Origin of the sequence: Megasphaera paucivorans (assembly GCF_900103535.1) — a bacterium.
Lineage (GTDB): Bacteria > Bacillota > Negativicutes > Veillonellales > Megasphaeraceae > Megasphaera_A > Megasphaera_A paucivorans.
The window spans coordinates 1-18,193 of the sequence record NZ_FNHQ01000024.1 but is presented as its reverse complement, the minus strand read 5'-3'; the positions used below and the strand labels follow the sequence as shown (position 1 = coordinate 18,193).

At 36.5% G+C, this 18,193-nt stretch carries 14 protein-coding genes; 12 read left to right on the top strand and 2 right to left on the bottom strand.

What is annotated here, in order from left to right:
- Positions 1 to 371: 371 nt before the first annotated feature.
- The 11 genes from BLR11_RS10275 to BLR11_RS10225 all read left to right on the top strand — a co-directional run bounded on the left by BLR11_RS10275 (position 372) and on the right by BLR11_RS10225 (position 14,911).
- Complete coding sequence (locus BLR11_RS10275; protein WP_245675139.1) at positions 372 to 1,316, top strand: AAA family ATPase; 945 nt, start codon at positions 372 to 374, stop codon at positions 1,314 to 1,316.
- Between the two features lie 5 nt (positions 1,317 to 1,321).
- Entirely contained in the window at positions 1,322 to 2,446 is a 1,125-nt protein-coding gene (locus BLR11_RS10270; protein WP_091651614.1) for a DUF58 domain-containing protein, read from the top strand.
- A complete protein-coding gene (locus tag BLR11_RS10265) occupies positions 2,443 to 4,848 on the top strand; it encodes a transglutaminase-like domain-containing protein (protein WP_176762955.1) in 2,406 nt (801 codons plus the stop codon). Before BLR11_RS10270 ends, BLR11_RS10265 begins: the two co-directional genes overlap by 4 nt.
- A 90-nt stretch (positions 4,849 to 4,938) precedes the next feature.
- The gene (locus BLR11_RS10260) at positions 4,939 to 5,781 is read left to right on the top strand and encodes a polysaccharide deacetylase family protein (protein ID WP_091651609.1); all 843 of its coding nucleotides are present in this window, start codon (positions 4,939 to 4,941) and stop codon (positions 5,779 to 5,781) included.
- A 369-nt stretch (positions 5,782 to 6,150) separates the two neighbouring features.
- A complete protein-coding gene (locus BLR11_RS10255; RefSeq protein ID WP_091651606.1) occupies positions 6,151 to 6,768 on the top strand; it encodes a hypothetical protein in 618 nt (205 codons plus the stop codon).
- 374 nt (positions 6,769 to 7,142) lie between these two features.
- The gene (locus tag BLR11_RS10250) at positions 7,143 to 9,185 is read left to right on the top strand and encodes a sigma-54 interaction domain-containing protein (RefSeq protein WP_091651603.1); all 2,043 of its coding nucleotides are present in this window, start codon (positions 7,143 to 7,145) and stop codon (positions 9,183 to 9,185) included.
- Between the two features lie 272 nt (positions 9,186 to 9,457).
- Entirely contained in the window at positions 9,458 to 10,318 is an 861-nt protein-coding gene (locus tag BLR11_RS10245; RefSeq protein WP_091651600.1) for a beta-keto acid cleavage family enzyme, read from the top strand.
- A gap of 26 nt (positions 10,319 to 10,344) precedes the next feature.
- Positions 10,345 to 11,271: a 3-hydroxyacyl-CoA dehydrogenase family protein gene (locus BLR11_RS10240; protein ID WP_091651597.1), complete on the top strand. Its 927-nt coding sequence runs from the start codon at positions 10,345 to 10,347 to the stop codon at positions 11,269 to 11,271.
- A gap of 95 nt (positions 11,272 to 11,366) precedes the next feature.
- The gene (locus BLR11_RS10235; protein ID WP_091651595.1) at positions 11,367 to 12,758 is read left to right on the top strand and encodes a short-chain fatty acid transporter; all 1,392 of its coding nucleotides are present in this window, start codon (positions 11,367 to 11,369) and stop codon (positions 12,756 to 12,758) included.
- A gap of 23 nt (positions 12,759 to 12,781) precedes the next feature.
- Positions 12,782 to 13,534: an acetoacetate decarboxylase gene (locus BLR11_RS10230; protein WP_091651592.1), complete on the top strand. Its 753-nt coding sequence runs from the start codon at positions 12,782 to 12,784 to the stop codon at positions 13,532 to 13,534.
- Positions 13,535 to 13,876: 342 nt separating this feature from the next.
- A complete protein-coding gene (locus BLR11_RS10225; RefSeq protein ID WP_245675140.1) occupies positions 13,877 to 14,911 on the top strand; it encodes a branched-chain amino acid aminotransferase in 1,035 nt (344 codons plus the stop codon).
- Positions 14,912 to 15,246: 335 nt separating this feature from the next.
- Here BLR11_RS10225 and eda read toward each other — a convergent pair whose 3' ends face one another.
- A complete protein-coding gene (eda, locus tag BLR11_RS10220; protein ID WP_245675138.1) occupies positions 15,247 to 16,227 on the bottom strand; it encodes a bifunctional 4-hydroxy-2-oxoglutarate aldolase/2-dehydro-3-deoxy-phosphogluconate aldolase in 981 nt (326 codons plus the stop codon).
- 9 nt (positions 16,228 to 16,236) lie between these two features.
- The gene (locus BLR11_RS10215; RefSeq protein WP_091651581.1) at positions 16,237 to 17,643 is read right to left on the bottom strand and encodes an amino acid permease; all 1,407 of its coding nucleotides are present in this window, start codon (positions 17,641 to 17,643) and stop codon (positions 16,237 to 16,239) included.
- 301 nt (positions 17,644 to 17,944) lie between these two features.
- Here BLR11_RS10215 and BLR11_RS10210 point away from each other — a divergent pair.
- Positions 17,945 to 18,193: UPF0236 family transposase-like protein (locus BLR11_RS10210; protein ID WP_176762954.1), on the top strand; the 249-nt coding region annotated here is incomplete at its 3' end.

Below are 18,193 nucleotides of genomic sequence, written 5' to 3'. Positions count from 1 at the left end.
TATCGATTGAAACAACAGGAGTCCATTATTTTTTATAGAGAGGTATACCTCTTCGCGTTTTTATAGATTAATTATTCGTTAATATAAGGAACGGAAAGTTTATAAGAAGTTTGGATAGAATACGTTAGAAAAATTTTAAAGTATTTTTTTCAGTGATATATTTTAGTGGGAACCGTGTGCCGAGAAAGGGACTGTAAAACAAGTAATTATAAGGGGTTTCTATTTGAATAGAGAATATGGGATTTCATTATTTATGTTTTTAGGAGGGGTATCAGAGGATAAGCCAGCTATATATCATGCTATAAAAATTATAGTGATAGTGGTAAAATAATATACATGTTTTATGCAAGAATATTTTTCTGGAGGAGTTTATGATGTCAGATGAACATACGGTTATACAGGCAGTATTAGCAGAGGTTGAAAAGGCAGTTGTTGGCAAGACTGATATATTAGAAAAGATCATGATGGCTATTTTAGCCGGCGGTCATATTTTAATCGACGATGTTCCCGGGGTAGGAAAGACAACCATATCCATTGCCTTTGCCAAAGCTTTGGGAGTATCACATAAACGAATGCAGTTTACGCCGGATGTGTTGCCCTCGGATATTACGGGTTTTTCTATGTATGATAAAAATACAAATACGTTTCGTTATATTGCCGGAACGGGTATGACAAATATTTTGCTGGCTGATGAAATCAATAGGACATCTCCACGTACACAGTCCGCTTTACTGGAGGTCATGGAGGAGGGAAATATAACGGTAGATGGAATAACAAGGCCAGTGCCAAAGCCTTTTACCGTTATAGCAACACAAAATCCTGCGGGTTCTATCGGAACACAGGCGCTGCCGGAGTCGCAGGTAGATCGATTTTTGATCAGATTATCTATTGGCTATCCGGGTGTTGCAGAGGAAATCCAAATTCTAAAAGAGATCCACGATCATGCCTTGCATACGATCAAAAGTATAGTCAATGCAGAGATAATTATCCAATTGCAAGAGGCTACAAAGCGTGTATATGTAGACGACAGCATATATGAGTATATTGCCGAATTGGCAGCGGCTACCAGACGATCTCCGCTGATTTTGTTTGGTATTAGTCCGCGTGGCAGCGTGGCAGCTATTAAAATGATACAAGCAAGAGCCATGTTAGACGGACGGTCTTTTGCCCGGCCGGATGATGTGACTGCTATTTTAAAACCGGTATTGCAGCATCGCTTGATTATTACCAGTCAAGCACGCTTTAAACATCGTTCAGTGGATGATATTTTTGCGGAGATCGTTCAATCGATACCGTTGCCGAAAATTGTGGAGTAATTCTGATGACATGGCCTAGACTGATATATATATTGACGTTCTTTTTTACTGCCTGTTTGTATTTTTTGTATGATCAATATGAAGCATTTTTGTTGTTCGCCTTGACCTGCAGTATTCCTGTTTTATCTTGGGTCCTTCTGTGTATGGAAAAGAAGTTCATTACCATAGATTTTGATAATGAGCTGGCCACGGTCGTATGCGGCGAAGATATTCATGTGCCAATCAAAATAAAAAATCGTTTTTATGTATCGGCAGCAGATATTAGCATACGGATTTTGGAAAAGGAAAAATCCGGAAAAATACTGGAAGATACATTGTTTTTTATTAACTCGTTTATTTATTCTACTAATACAATGGTATATACATATCATATGACCTGCTGCGGCAGAATGGAAATATATATAGATAGTGTCATATTTCAAGATCTGCTGCATCTCTTTTCATATAAACGCAAGGTGCCGGGATCGTATGTAGTACTTGTCATGCCGCAGCTTTGGCAAGGTACAGACGACATTAACGTGTGCGGGACGGTTTTGGCGGCAACGGGAACTGCTGGAGAATTAGCCGGAATCAAGCTGTATCGCCCGGGAGACAATAGCCGGTACATTCATTGGAAAGCAAGCGCTGCACATGACGATGTATATATGAGAGAATTTTATGCACAACAAGAAGCGGATATCGTTTTATTATTTGATATACCCTTTCAGGCAGATGAAAAGGTTTGTAATGCTGTATATGAAGTTTTTTATGCTGTAGGTGTTCGGCTTATTTCCCTGTATGGCGGATTTGTTTTTTCCTACAGACAAGAAAATGATGTATTATATACGAAACATATTCATTACAGGGCAGATTTAGATCAGCAATTGACAGCGTATATGTGTGCTGATCGCATGGAGGGAACACTAAGCAATCTTCATCGTTTTGTAGAAAGTGGAAGAAAAAATTACCGCTGCATTTTTTATATATCAGCGGCTTCTGAAAATGAGATTATGGATATCAGCGGGGATTTGTATTCTTTAATGACATTTTTTATTGTGGGAAATCGTGAAAGTAATGTATATGGGGATAAGGTAATATATATTGATCCTGCGAATGTGGCAGGTAGTCTGGCAGAGGTATGGCACATATGAAATATATTAATTTGTATGGTAATACTATAGGACGTGTCCTTGTGCTTAATTTAGGAGTATTGGCAGTATTGAGCTGCATGTTATCCTATAGTACATGTACGATTTATGCAGGTGAAATTGCGTTTTCACTTAGTGTTTGCACCTTTTTATATGTGCTATCTTGCAGCGGCAGCGTTACGAGATTGCTTGGCTATAGCATAACGGCAGGTATTGCATTTTGTTTTATTTATAAATACAGCGATATGTTTTATCCCAGTTTGTTGTATATGGCAAATAGTTTTATCGAGGTATTGAAACGACCGTATCATTTGCAATTGCTAACGCTTCCATTACCGCATACATCTTATGCAGTTAATCAAGAACCTATGCTGTTGCTGCTGATTTTTATTCTTGCCGCTGTGTTTCATGTACTGATCAAGAATAGAGCAGGATGCCTTATTATTTTACTGATCACCATACCGGGGTGCTTTTTCGGTTTGTATTTTAATGTATTGCCGAATTCGCATAGTCTGATGAGTATGGCCGCTTTTTGGCTGGCGGTTTTGATTTTTTTGGACAAACAATTTGAGAAAAAAGCAGGATTTCGTGCTATTTTAGCTATTGCAATTCTTTTTTTCAGTGCCGGAATCCTGCAATGTGTGATACCTAAAGCCAATTATGTGCATCCGCAATTTATGAAATATATTCCGCAGAGTTTGCAGAATTTTTTGGATACGTGGTTATCTCCCGGCGGCAGAGCTACATCTTTAGATGATATTCGCCATGGCATACAGGGGCACGGCCATTTGGGCGATATGGACACATTGACGCAAACGGGACGTAGTATAATGCATGTGCAGACATCCTTGCATGTGGATAGTTGCTTATATTTACGTAATTATTCCGGGGCGGTGTATAACGATAACTCTTGGAATGATTTACCGGATACTGTTTATAGACAGTATAACCGATTATTTAATGCGTATTCACCCGGTGCATGGTATGATCAAAGCGTAATTATGTTTGAATCACTGGATCAAGATATACGCGGGCAAAAGGAGCTTATGTCCTATCTTGAAAGCGGTATGTCCTATTCGGATATGTTTTCTTCCCGGCTGTTTAAGATAGATCATTTGTTTAGGGAACAAAATCAATATTTTTTCCCATACAATCTGGATATTTCCAGTTCTGGTTTTAAATATGATAAAGCAGCGAAGGAAGAAGGATTAAAAGTATATCAGGCAACCGCATATGATATGCCGCCGCGTTTTGATACGATTCATTCATTTATTCAAGAGTACGGGCAATACAACAAAAACATATCATCTTATGGTTATATTGAAAATATGTATCGTAACTTTGTTTATACCTATTATTTACAGGTTCCCAAAGGAATATTAGGTCGCTTTTCAAAGGATTTTCCGATTATACAGGTACAAACAGAAGAAGAACGCCAGCAATTTATTACGGATTTGCAGCAATATTTTCAAAACCATTATACATATACTCGCTCTCCTGGCAGAGTACCAAAAGGAAAAGATTTTGTAAGCTACTTTTTAAATGAATCGCATGCAGGGTATTGTACCTACTTTGCCTCGGCGGCAACTTTGATTCTGCGGCAAGCAGGTATTCCGGCGCGGTATGTTGTTGGATATGCGATACCCAAGCAAGCTGTTGAGGCTGGAAGCGTGATGGCAAGTGATGATGGACAACCTATTCATGCTTTTACTGTAACAGATAAGCAGGCACATGCATGGGTTGAAATTTATGAAGATGGCTGGGGGTGGCGGCCTGTAGATTTTACTCCTGGGTTTATGCCGAAAAGTACCGCAGGTACAGGCGTACAAAATCATCGGAAGTTGCAAAATAATACGAATCCCGATCATACAGCGCAAAACCATACAGACAACCGTGATAAAAAATCGATACCCCCAGTCGATACGAATAAGTCTCCCGCGGAACATAAGGTTTTTGCAGTACCACAGTCTCACTCGTCATACCTGGCTTTTATAGCGGGGATACTTAGTATAGGAGGGGGGGCCTTCCTTTGGCGGAAATATTGTTCCCAAAGACGGCAGCGTCTGTTTGCAGGTGATATCACGGCAGAAAATCAAAAGGATCGTATGGCCCGGTTATATGCGTATATGGAAAAACTGGCAGCATATTGCGGGAAAGAAAGACCGGAAGAAATGGATTATCTTTGTTATGCAGAATATTTACAGCAAAATGAGCGGTGTTGGAACGAGGTTGCAATTAAAACTTTTATAATGATAGCATTGAAAGCACGGTTTGATACACCGGAAACATTACGTGAAGAGGAAATAATGACTGCATTATGTATTATACAACAAATGCGGCAGTGTCTTTATCATGTGCTCGCTAGGCGGCAACGACTCATATTTACTTATTTTTATCGATTGTAGTTACGGGGATAACGAATAGAGTCTGCTTGATCAATAGAAATAGACATCTTCTGTGTTAGTATTTTGGAAAGGTGATAAGGAGGACAAACGGTGAAAGGTTGGATTCTTACTGGAGTACTTGTTGTAGTGGCAGCTATTGTTGGTATATTTGCATACTGGTATGTTAATGCAGATAATTATCGTATAGCAGGTGTGCCGGTTTTAAATTATCACCAAGTAAATGATACATATAAAACCCCGTTGACAATGACAACTGCTGACTTTGAAAAACAGATAAAGTATCTGCATGATAATGGGTATCATGCCATTACACAGGAACAACTGCTGCAATATATGAACGGAACAGGTACATTGCCGGATAAGCCGGTATTGGTCACGTTCGACGATGGTTATGTTGATAATTATGAACAGGCATATCCTATTATGAAAAAATATAATATGACGGGTACTATATTTCTTATCATCAATTTGATGGGAAAAACTGGCTATTTGACTTGGAATCAAGTTCATGCAATGGCAAAAGACGGATTTGAATTTGGGTCGCATACGGTAAGCCATAAACCTCTTACCCAGTTGGATGAAGACCATTTGAGACAAGAATTGGTAGAATCGAAGGCACGTATAGAACAGCAGCTTGGTAAACCTGTGACGTGTATTGCCTATCCGGAAGGAAAATATAATGACCTTGTTGAATTGGAAACAAAACGTGCGCATTATGAAGCTGCTTTTACTGTAAATGTTGGAAAAGATTTTCCGGGAGAGGATTCGTATGCCTTGGATCGAATTCCTATTTTTGAAGGGTTTGGCAGTTTTTGGCACTTTAAATTCCGGCTTATATTTTCGGATTTAACGTCACATCTATGGAGAGTCCGTGTATACTTGGAAAATACAAAGTGGTTTAAACCGCTGGCGCAGTATGTGCCGCTTCCATGATCCGCATCGGATATATACGAGGGTAGGTGTGAAAATGTCATATACAGCCGTACGCTTCTGAATAAATCGAAAGCGTACGGCTGTATTTAAGTTTACATACTAAAAAATTGATTTTATTGCAATAGCAATTTTCAGTGTGAAGCAGTACAATAAAATTATAGCCTTATTCGTATAAATTTAAATATAAGTTATGATAAAAAAATATCGGATTAATTAAAAATAATAACAGGGTGAGTAAATACTGCTAAAAGAAAGCTGGGAATATGGTAAAAAGACAGGTAATTGGCATTTTAATGATGATATTGCTTATTTCAACCACCTCTACGTCCAGCAGCTAGCGGGGACTGGATACCACAAGATGTGGATGTGATGGTAACGGAGTATGAACTGTATGCGGAAATCATAAAAAAAACGTGGGATAGGCAGTCCTTGGAACATATTATTCAGGGAAAATTAGATGTACCAGATGAAGTGATTAATGCAGTACTTGCCCAAGAAATCAGTGACAGTGATAAGGTGAAATCTTTGCACATTACATCACGAGAAAATGGACGACTTGATATTTATGCAGATATATCCAACTATGGTGGGGTTAACATTTCCGGGACAATTGATTCCTGTATTCACGAAGGCGATACATCGTATATGTCGTATACGGTAAAATATAAAGATCTGGAAGACCATGGCGGTATGATAGGCTGGATGTTTTCTCACCTTTCAGTCTCTATGCTGGAAAAACTCGTGGGGCATATCAAACTCAGTAATGATGTGATTACAAAGGTGCATGGGAATACGGTACGCATTGAGTATCAAGAGGCACTAAAAAAATCTGAAGCAGCACAAGTTTCTATTGGCGGGTATCGTCTTATGGATGTTCTCTGTATCCATGGAGCTGTACCCCATGAGGGGTATATAGAGTTTGAGACATCATTTCAGATGCCGGATGAGATAAAGAAATTACTTTTGCATGTTTTGGATGAGACATAGTGAGGAGAGAGTTTTTTTGTGAAAAATTATAGTTTAGTTATAACAATAGTCTGCATTGTAATAGCAATTCAATAAAGTAACTAGTACAGTAAAATTATATAATAACGATTGCAGCATCTGTTGATAAAAAATTAAATTTATTAGGGAAAAATTTATAGTGATGGGGTCGTTCTGAACGTGTATTTTACTATATAATAAAGTAAGTAGACGGAATATATTATAAATTAAATATTTGCATGCGATGTGTAAGAACCTGAGCGTTAAAAAATATAAATTATACTATACGAGTGGTTCTGTTGTGATATATTTATTCCAATTTTATTTGATTAGTATGTTGTATTTAAAATATAGAATAATAAAGCTGGTGATAATGCATGTTAACAGACGATATTAAAAATTTATTTAATCCCCAACATGTCAAATATATAAGTGAAATGCGGGATAAATATTTTAGAACTAGAAATCTTAAAGATATTGTGGGTGTTCGTCCTGACATATTAATGGGTTGGCAAGAATCTTATGAACATGGATTTGACGATATTTATCCCAATAAACCAGTGGTGAGAGATTTACAAAGACGTCTTGAAAAAAATGCTCAAGTTATGCATGTTGCGATTCCTTATATGAAAAAGATTTTTTCTTTTATTGATCATAAAAGTTTTTGGTTGACTTTTATGCACACAGAGGGAGTTATATTAAAGTTAATTGGTACTCCAAAAATGTTGGAGGAATTAAAGGCAACCGGATTGATAGAGGGATCCAATCGAGGTGAAGATGCACCTTATTGTGGTCTTTTTCATTTAGTCTATAAGTTAAAAAAACCATTTATGTTAGTGGCAACGGAACATGCTTCTCCTATTGACGATAATTTGGCAGGTTCTGCCAGTCCTATTATTGATCTTCGGACAAAAAAAGTTTTGGGATATATTGGCATATCAGGTCATTGGTGGGATTCCCATGTTCATACACTTGGTATGGCGATTATAGCAGGTGAAGCTATTTCTCAAGCACTGGCTTTACAGACTGCTAATAGAAAAATTTTAGATATGAATAAGTCAATCAAGAATATTAACAGGAGATTAAATACAACTGTTGAAAGTGTTGATTCTGGATTAGTGTATTTTGATGATAAAGGTAATATAAAAACAATTAATAAAAATGCTGTTCAATTATTAGGAATACAATTGCGTCATGAAGCGATATTGGGTAAAAATATATTTAATTTTATTGATAATAAGTTAACTATTGATAAAATTCATTGTCATACTAACAAGAATGAAATATATCATTATGACTTGTTAACGCCATTGGCTGCTAATGTTATTGGTAAAGGAGAATATCCATTATATGTAACAATTCAAAATACGATACAGGAAGATCGAGCCGAATATATCATGATTATCAAAAAAAGAGCGGAAGTTCATCAAACAGCAGCTAAAATAGTCTATCCTACGGGATCGTTTACATTTGAGGATATTATTGGTCAGTCAGAGGAGATGAGTAAAGTAAAAAGGCTAGCGCAGATGGCGGCACAACATGATCCTGCTGTGATGATATTAGGTGAAAGTGGTACAGGAAAAGAACTATTTGCTCAAGCAATTCATCATGCTAGTAATAGGGCGAAAGGACCTTTTGTTGCTATTAATTGCGGAGCTATTCCGCGGACATTAATTGAGAGTGAACTTTTTGGCTATGAAAAAGGTGCATTTACGGGTGCTGATAAAAATGGACATCCCGGAAAATTTGAATTAGCAGATGGGGGAACTGTATTTCTTGATGAAATTGGAGATATGCCGTATGATGTACAGATTACTTTACTTCGTGTTTTACAAACACGACAGGTATTGCGAATTGGGGGAACAAAGCCAATCAAGGTGAATGTTCGAATTATATCGGCAACAAATAAAGACTTAGATGAAGAAATTAAGAATAAAACATTTCGAGATGATTTATATTATCGTTTAAATGTTTTTACTATTCCCCTGCCGCCGTTGCGTGAAAGGAAAGGAGATGTTGAAATATTAGCAAAATATTTTTTCTCAAACTATCAAAAAATATATAATAAAAAGGTTAAAGGATTTTCTCGTGAAGCACTTCAGATGTTAAATAAATATGATTGGCCCGGTAATATACGACAATTAGAAAATGCCGTAGACCGGGCATTGATCGTCTGTCAGACCGAGTATATTGAATTGGAAGATTTTTCTAATAAATTAATTACTGAAACGAATAGAGGGGAAAATATAGAATCGGAGAAATTGACGACAAAGTCTGATAAGCTTGTTATTCTAAAAACATTACAGACATTCAATAACAATATTAGTAAAACTGCTAAATATCTAGGACTTAGCCGACCCACGTTATATAAGAAAATAAAAAAATATGGTATTTCAAAAAACAACAATATTTACTCATGATATTTATTTTTAATCGGGCAGAAACAAAAATCTGTCCGATTTTTGTTTGTAAATAATTGTAAATAAAATTACAATTTTTATTTACAATTGTAAAATGTGTAAATGTAATTTTACAATTGCATTATAATCAACCGCACTGTTTGCACGATTTTAATTTGGCATAATAATTTCATATATAATTTTGTTAAAAATTGTAAAATAAATAACTATGAAACCTGGCCAGGTGTTATTTATGGAACGAAATTTACTTTTATATAATGGAGGTATTTATCATGGTAGATTTATCAAACAAAGTAATGTTAACAATTGCCCCAGTTGGTGGTTATCCAACAAAAAAAAATAATCCGGCAGTGCCTATTGATCCATCAGAAATAACAGCAGATATTATTGCTTGTGCAGAAGCAGGTGCTTCTATTGCACATATTCATGTTCGTGATGATGAAGGAAAAGCTTCAATGCGTTATGATCAATTTAAAAAAGTAGTTGATACAGTTCGTCCAAAATCTAATATTGTTATTAATTTAACGACATCCGGTGGAACTGGATGGCCGGATGATGTTCGTATTAAACCTTTTGTTGAATTACATCCGGAAGTTGCTTCATATGATTGTGGTACTATGAATTGGCAAAATTCTTGTATTTTTGAAAATAATCCTCAGTTTTTGGAAAAACTGGGTACAGAGTTACAAAAACAAGAAGTAAAACCAGAAATAGAATGTTTTGATCCTGGAATGATTTACAATGCTATTGATTTACAAAAACGTGGTTTCTTACCACAAGGATCGCTGCATTTTCAATTAGTATTAGGAGTTAAAGGTGGAATTGCTGCTACTGTAGATAATTTAGTTTGGATGCACAGCATACTTCCAAAAGATTGTACATGGGGAGCCGTAGCCGTTGGTAAAGGGCAATTGCCGATTTTATATACTACATTGGCAATGGGAGGGCATCTTCGTGTTGGAATGGAAGATAATGTTATGATGCACAAAGGAATTCTTGCAAAGTCTAATGTGGAATTTGTAGAACGTGCCATTCGATTGATTCATGAATTTGGTAAGGAAGTAGCAACACCTGATGAAGCTAGAAAAATTTTAGGTGTAAAAAATAAAACAAAAGAAATTTTAGGGAAATGATTTTTAAAAATAGAAGGTGATATATAATGACAATAAAAAATATATTAATTTATGGAGCAGGATTAATGGGACGCGGCATTGCTCAAGTATATGCACGTAATCCTGAATATAAAGTTTTTTTATATGATATTGTGGATAATGATACGATATGTAAAGTAAAGTCTTCTTTAGAAGATTTTGCTGCGAAAGGGGTAATGTCTCAGAAAGAAGCATCTGCACAATTAAACCGCATTGCATTTCAAACGGAATTAACAAAAGAATTCTGTCAGAAAATTGATTTAGTTGTCGAAGCTGTTTTTGAAAACATGGAACTAAAACAGGGCGTATTTGAAAAATTAGAAGACCTTTGCCGTGAAGATACCATTTTTTGTACCAATACATCTGTTATGAGTCCTACTCAAATTGGTAAAAAGCTAAAAGAAAAAAGACGTTTTGTCGGTACACATTTTTGGAATCCAGCGCAGTTGATTCCATTAGTTGAAATTGTAAAAGCCGATGGATCATCGGACGAAACCGCACAAACAGTATTGCATATTTTAGAGGGTGTCGGCAAAAAACCGGTTATTTGTCAAAAAGATGTACCAGGTTTTATTGCTAATCGCATGCAGCATGCTTTATGGAGAGAAGCAATTCATATTGTCGAAGCAGGTATTGCTGATGCGGAAACAGTTGATAAAGCTGTTAAATATAGTTTTGGTCTGCGGCTGCCTCAATTACCGCCATTGGTTAACTCTGACATGGTTGGTACAGATCTTACCTATAATATTCATGAATATATTTTACAATATCTTTGCAATGATACAAAACCATCTCCCGTTATTGTACAAATGAAAAAAAATGGAAAATTAGGATTTAAATCTGGTGAAGGTTTTTTTAAATGGGATGAAGCGTCAATTAAAAAAGAAAATGATGACTTAAATAAATATCTTATTAAAATGTTGTATCAAAAGTAGATTGCTTTATTGTTTATCAGGCCGGGCAGTTTGGCTTCAAGGTAAACTGCCCGGTTATAATCGTATATTTTCTGCAGAATGGAGGCGTCATATTTATGGTAACACCAACAACAGAGAAAAGTGTTTGCGAAGATAGAAAAACTAGAATAATGAATAAATTTATCCAATGGAGTTTAGATTGGATTCCGGATTCAATGGTTTTTGTTTTGTTATTAACCTTAATTGTATTTTTGCTTTCGTTAGGATTTACGGAACATGGTGTTTGGCAACTAGTTGATGATTATGCAAAAGGTTTTTGGACTTTGTTGACTTTTTCTATGCAGATGAGCATTATGATGGTTACTGGGTTTGTTATTGCAGATGCACCACCCGTTAAAAAGCTGATTATTAAATTAATTAATTTACCCAAATCTGTTCCTGCTACAATTGTTATGTTTGCCTTAGTTTGCGGCGTTGTTTCTTGGATTCATTGGGGAATGGGTCTTATGCTTACTATCATTATGGGGAAAGAAATTGCTATTCGCAAAAAGGGAAGAGGTATTCACTATGCTTATATCGTAGCTATTGCATATACCAGTATGAATATTATGGCTAATGGCATTTCTCAAGCAGCACCTCTTCTTTCGGCTACACCAGGAAACTTTCTGGAAAATATTATGGGAATTATTCCCATAAGTCAGACATCCTTATCACCATTCATGATGACATTGTTGTTGTTTTTCTTGGTGTCTTTACCTCTTATATATTTAGGAATTAAGCCTAAAGCGGAAAATGCTGTGGAAATTAGTGAAGAAAATTATAAAGAATTTACTCACGTGACTCCTAAAGAGATTGTGGAAAACAGAAGGATTCGACCCGCTGAACGGTTGGAAAAATCACGTATTCTCACTTTCTTGGCGGCTATTTTAATTCTAGTGTGGGTTGCTAATTTTATTATTGTTGATGGTATTGGCAATATCAATTTAAACGTTATTAACTTTGCGTTTTTTGGTTTTGGATTATTATTGCATGACTCTCCTAATAGTTTTATTAATTCTGTTAAAGATGGAGCAAGTACTATTTATGGTGTTGTTATTCAATTTCCAATGTATGCGGGTATTTTTGGTATCATTAGTTATTCCGGACTTGCTATTGTAATTACAAATTGGTTTCTTTCTATTGCAACACCAGGAACTTACCCATGGATAATTTTTATATACACTGGAATTATGGATTTCTTTGTACCATCTGCTGGGTCTAAGTTTGTCATTGAAGCACCTTATTTAATTCCAGCTGCACAACAGTTGGGAGTACCTGTACAAATGGTTATCAATGCCTATGGATCAGGGGCTCAATGGGCGAATTTGATACAACCATTTTGGGCTTTGGCGTATTTGGCGGCGTTTAAAATTAAATTTCAAGATATTTTGCCGTTTACGTTTTTGTTATGGTTATTTGTAGGAATTGTTTGTAGTGCTTATTTTCTTATTTTCCCGTTTGGTTGGTAAAAATATAATGAGGTGAATTTACAATGAAAAAAGAAGAAGTCTTGCAACATTTAACAACTCCCCTGATTTCTGATCCGGTACCTAACATATCACATAAATTCAATAATCGAGGTTATTTATATATTGTCTATAAAACAGATCGTAAGGCGTTAGAAAAAGTAGTACCGGAGCCATTACAATTATTAGATGAACCTCTTGTTCGATTTGAGGTTATGTATATGCAAGATGCAACTGGTTTTGGCTGTTACACAGAGTCGGGACAGGCGATTCCGGTAATATATAATGGGTTAAAAGGTGATTATTTGCATATGATGTACTTAGATAATTTTGAGGCGATAGCGGCAGGCAAAGAAAGCAGTGCATACCCTAAAAAGATAGGATATCCATCCTTATATATTGACAACAATACAATTGTAGGAACTTTGGATTATGGAAGAGATAAAAAGTTTCGTATTGCTAATGCTACAATGACGTATAAATATAAAAAGATTTCGGATATTGAAGCAATTAAGCAATTAACAGCGCCAACATATATGTTGAAATTGTATCCAAATTATGATAGAACTCTTCGTATTGCTGAAATGACCTTATCGCAAATTAGGGAGTCTAATGTAAAAATTCTAGAAGCATGGACGGGTGATGCCAGATTACAATTATTCGATCATGTAAACTGTCCATTGAATGATTTACCTGTAAAAGAAATTGTATCTTGTAGTTATATAGTAGCTAATGTCATATTAGCACAGCCTAAACCAATTTATGATTACTTAAAATAAATGATTATGTATTGTTTTTATTCATACAGGAATGTAATTTAACAAGTTATCCATGTTTATTACAGCCTCTTGAATTTTAAATGATTTATATATAGCATATAAATCATTTAGGAGAAAATTGTATAGAAAACAACAGGCTTGAATTTTTATTGCATATAGTCTGTTGTTTTTTTACATATCCAATAAAAATTATCAAGTAAACCCGTGATGGTTTTTTCAAAGTTTACCAAACTATTTTAATTTGTAGAAATATTGTAATACTGTATCGAGTCAACCGCGGTACAGCTCAAATTTATTTGCTAAATCTCATATAACTTGATATGATGTAAATAAAAAAGGATGATGATTAGCGTGGAAAAAGTAAATCTTGATTGGGCATCGATTGGTTTTAACTATCGTAAAACACCGCAGCGCTATGTCGCAAATTATAGAAACGGCAAATGGGAGAACGGGTATCTGACAACTGATGAAACCGTTGTTTTACATGAATCTGCGGGTATTTTGCAATATTGCCAAGAAGTTTTTGAAGGATTAAAGGCATATACGACGCAAGATGGACATATCGTTGCATTCAGACCGGATTTGAATGCGGAACGAATGATAGATTCTGCTAAACGGTTGGAAATGCCGCCGTATTCAAAAGAAATGTTTTTACAGGCTGTAGTGGCTGTCGTAAAGGCTAATGCTGCATGGGTACCACCTTATGGAACGGGTGCTTCTTTATATTTGCGCCCCTATATGTTTGCGTCTGGTCCGGTTATTGGGGTAAAACCTTCCGATGAATATCAATTCCGTGTGTTTGGCACACCCGTAGGTCCTTACTTCAAAGGAGGAGCTAAGCCGCTTACTCTTTGTGTGAGTGATTTTGACCGTGCGGCACCCAAGGGTACGGGAAATGTAAAGGCCGGTCTGAATTATGCCATGAGTTTATATCCCTATGTTTTAGCCCATCAAAATGGTTTTGATGAAAATATATTTCTTGATTCAGCTACTAGAACTTATGTAGAAGAGACTGGCGGGGCTAATATTTTATTTGTAACGAAGGATAATGAACTTGTAACGCCTAAATCAGATTCCATTTTACCGTCAATTACACGGCGTTCTATGCTTTATATTGCAGAACACTACTTGGGACTCAAGGTTACGCAGCGCCCTGTTAAACTTACAGAAGTAGAAGAGTTTGCGGAATGTGGTTTGTGCGGGACCGCAGCAGTTATTTCACCGGTTGGCAAAGTGGTAGATCACGGAAAAGAAATTTGTTTTCCGAGCGGCATGGAAAAAATGGGACCTATTACCCAAAAATTATATGATACATTGACAGGAATTCAGCAGGGACTTATTGAAGCTCCGAAGGGCTGGATAAAAATTATAGACTAATACTCTTCATAATGTGTAGTTCGTAATGTGATAAACGATTCAGTAAAAAACGTTTTGTGTAGGAAATTTGGTAGTTGATCGTGGCTTATGGTCTTTACCTAAATGTGGAAATAGTAAATATTAAGCTGAATAATCAAAAAATTTGATAAGAGGTGTGCTATTTAAAAATTCAGAAAAGATTTAAAATACTGGCAACTGATGAAATAGATACCATAAAAAATGGCAGAAACAGAATGGGAAAAATGAAAGAAAAATGGTATTGAACATATAAAGACAAAAGACTGTTGCCGAAGTGATTTTTCACTTCGGCAACAGTCTTTTGTCTTTAAGAAAAATTATTTTGCTTTTTGGTGAAGGTGAATGGCTAGTCCATGTACTTCTTTTTTTAAATATATTATATTTATTTTTCCTGTTTCATCTTTTATACACTGTTCTTGATCAAACGCTACTCCCCGGCGTTTATAATAGGCCATGGCTCTTTCTATATCTCGGGTATCAATACAAATATATCCGGTGGATCCCGGTATAGAACGATCATATACTTCAATGGCGGAACCAACAAAACAACGATCGTCCCGGATACACTTATTTTGCAGCATGAGAGTACATAGGTCCTTTGTAATGATTTCCGCATGATTATGTGTATCGGCATGCAGTCCGATATGCCCTAATTCAAAACGGAGCAGTTGTTTGAATACTTTTTTGCATAGTGCTGTAATTTCATCCCAATTTTTGTTTTTTATTATATTCGAGGGTGTCATGAAGTTTCCGGTGACAGCTGCAACATTAGGAAGGTCGAGATAATCGTTCATGACAGTTCTGTCAATGCCGCCCATCGGTATAAATTTTATATCTTCAAACAGATCGGACAACGTTTTTAATGCCGCCATACCTCCGGAGATTTCTGGAAAAAAATTATATACGGTAAGTCCGATGTCCCAGGCTCTTTCGATATCAGAAGGAGATGTAATGCCTGGGATAATTTCCACCGTGTTGGCGGTATTTACAAGACACCATCTTGTAACGGCGGGGTTAAAGAACGGTGTAATAATAAATTGAGCACCTGCTTTTACCGCACGGCGAGCTTGATCTACCGTATGGATCATTCCGGCGCCAACGATTATATCCGGCACTTGTTTAGATAATATTTGAATTACTTTTAAAGAGGTAGAGGTATCTTGGTGAAGTACAACTTCTGCAAGGGGAATGCCGCCTTTTACTAAAGCACGGCCTAACGGTTCGGCGTCCGCTGGATCATCAAGAGAAATTTGCGGAATAAGTCCAATGTCGGTAATCATTTCCATGGTTTTACTCATGATATATCGTTATTCCTCCAAGCTATCCTTACGTTCTTTTTTATTCATACCCATTGCATAATATATTCCAAGAAGTAGACCTATCCATATTACGGTAGAGATAATCCCGATACGTGTATTTGCATTAAAAAATGCTGAAAAAAGAACAATGCCAAAGAAAGCTAAGACGCACCAATTTGCATAGGGATAGAAGGGCATTTTAAATTTCAAATTTTTGACTTGTTCCGGAGATAATTGTTTACGGAAATTCATCTGGCATACTATGATAATTCCCCATGTTAGTATTCCTGCGAATGCGCTGACGCTGGTAATGATTTCAAATACAGAGGCAGGTACAAAATAGTTTAAAGCGACTCCGATAAGCATAAAAAGTACAGATATTTGAATGGCTCGGGCAGGTACTTTGCGTTTGTTGACTTTTCCGAAACATTTAGGCGCTTTTCCCTGCAGAGATAAATTATACAGCATGCGGCCCGTACTATAAATGCCGGAGTTACAGGATGAAAGTGCGGCAGTAACGACAACAAAGTTGATGATATTTGCAGCACCGCTGATTCCTACTTTTTCAAAAACTAAAACAAAAGGACTTCCGGAGTTCCCTATCTGATTCCAGGGATAAATAGACATAATAACAAGTAAGGCACAAATATAGAACAATAAAATACGATAAATTACTTTATTAATTGCGGAAGGTAAGGTGTGTTCCGGATTTTGGGCTTCTCCGGCAGTGATTCCGATTACTTCTATGCCAACGTAGGCAAACATAATCATCAGGAGTGTATCAAAAACACCACTAAAGCCATATGGCATAAAACCGCCGTGAGAAAAAAGATTGCTGATGCCGATAGCGACTCCACCATTACTGAATCCAAAGAAAATCATAGCACAACCAATAACAATCAGAAAAATAATTGTTACAACTTTTATCAAAGCAAACCAAAATTCAAATTCTCCGTATGCTTCTACGGCAATCATATTGACACATGTCATGATGGCTAATGCAGCCAGTGCAGATATCCATTGCGGCATATCCGGAATCCAGAAATGAATATAAATTCCGACTGCCGTAACTTCAGCCATGCAGGTAACGATCCATACATACCAATAATTCCAACCAGTAATGTAGCCCATCAAAGGACTTAAAAATTTATATGCATGAGCGCTAAATGAACCGGATACAGGATATTCGAGGGTTAATTCTCCCATGGCACGCATAACGAAAAAAATTGCAATGCCACCAATCAGATAGGCTAATGTAACGGCAGGTCCTGCTTTTTCAATACTAGAGGCAGACCCTAAAAACAAACCAACGCCAATAGCACCCCCTAATGCAATTAATTGAATATGCCGTTCTTGAAGACCTCGGTGCAGATCTTCATGCATCGCATCCACTTTGGGCTGACTATTTTGATCCATGTTTGTTCAACTCCTTATATATAAGTTATATGGAAAAACCTGAATAGATTATTTTGATTGATATATCTTTCGGTTTGTTATTTATCAAAACATTAAATGCAATTTTATTTGAAGTTGTGCGGTTTTGGCATACATACAGTCCATGGCAGGCTGCTTAATCCTGTAAATATTCACGGCAGGAAGTTATCGTTCCGCCTTAGTGTAAAATAGTTCTCGGTAAGATATTGCAAAAAAAAGAAAAGACCTAGATAATAGATATATTGCCTAGCCAGCAAAATATATCACAACCGAAGGTCTTCTCATGGAATATATTATAGCAGAAATTATCAAAACAATAAAGGAATCCGATACCGCGATCATACGCGAAACAAAATTATTGCAGCTGTTTATGCGGATTTTCACAGAGGCACTGGTTTGTGCGTTAGAAATCATGGATACAGAATTGGTGGAACAGTACAAGAAACAAGGATATCAGATAGAACGGCGGGATCGCCGTACGATACAAGGACTATTCGGCACCGTTACCTATCAGCGCCGTCGCATACGGAAA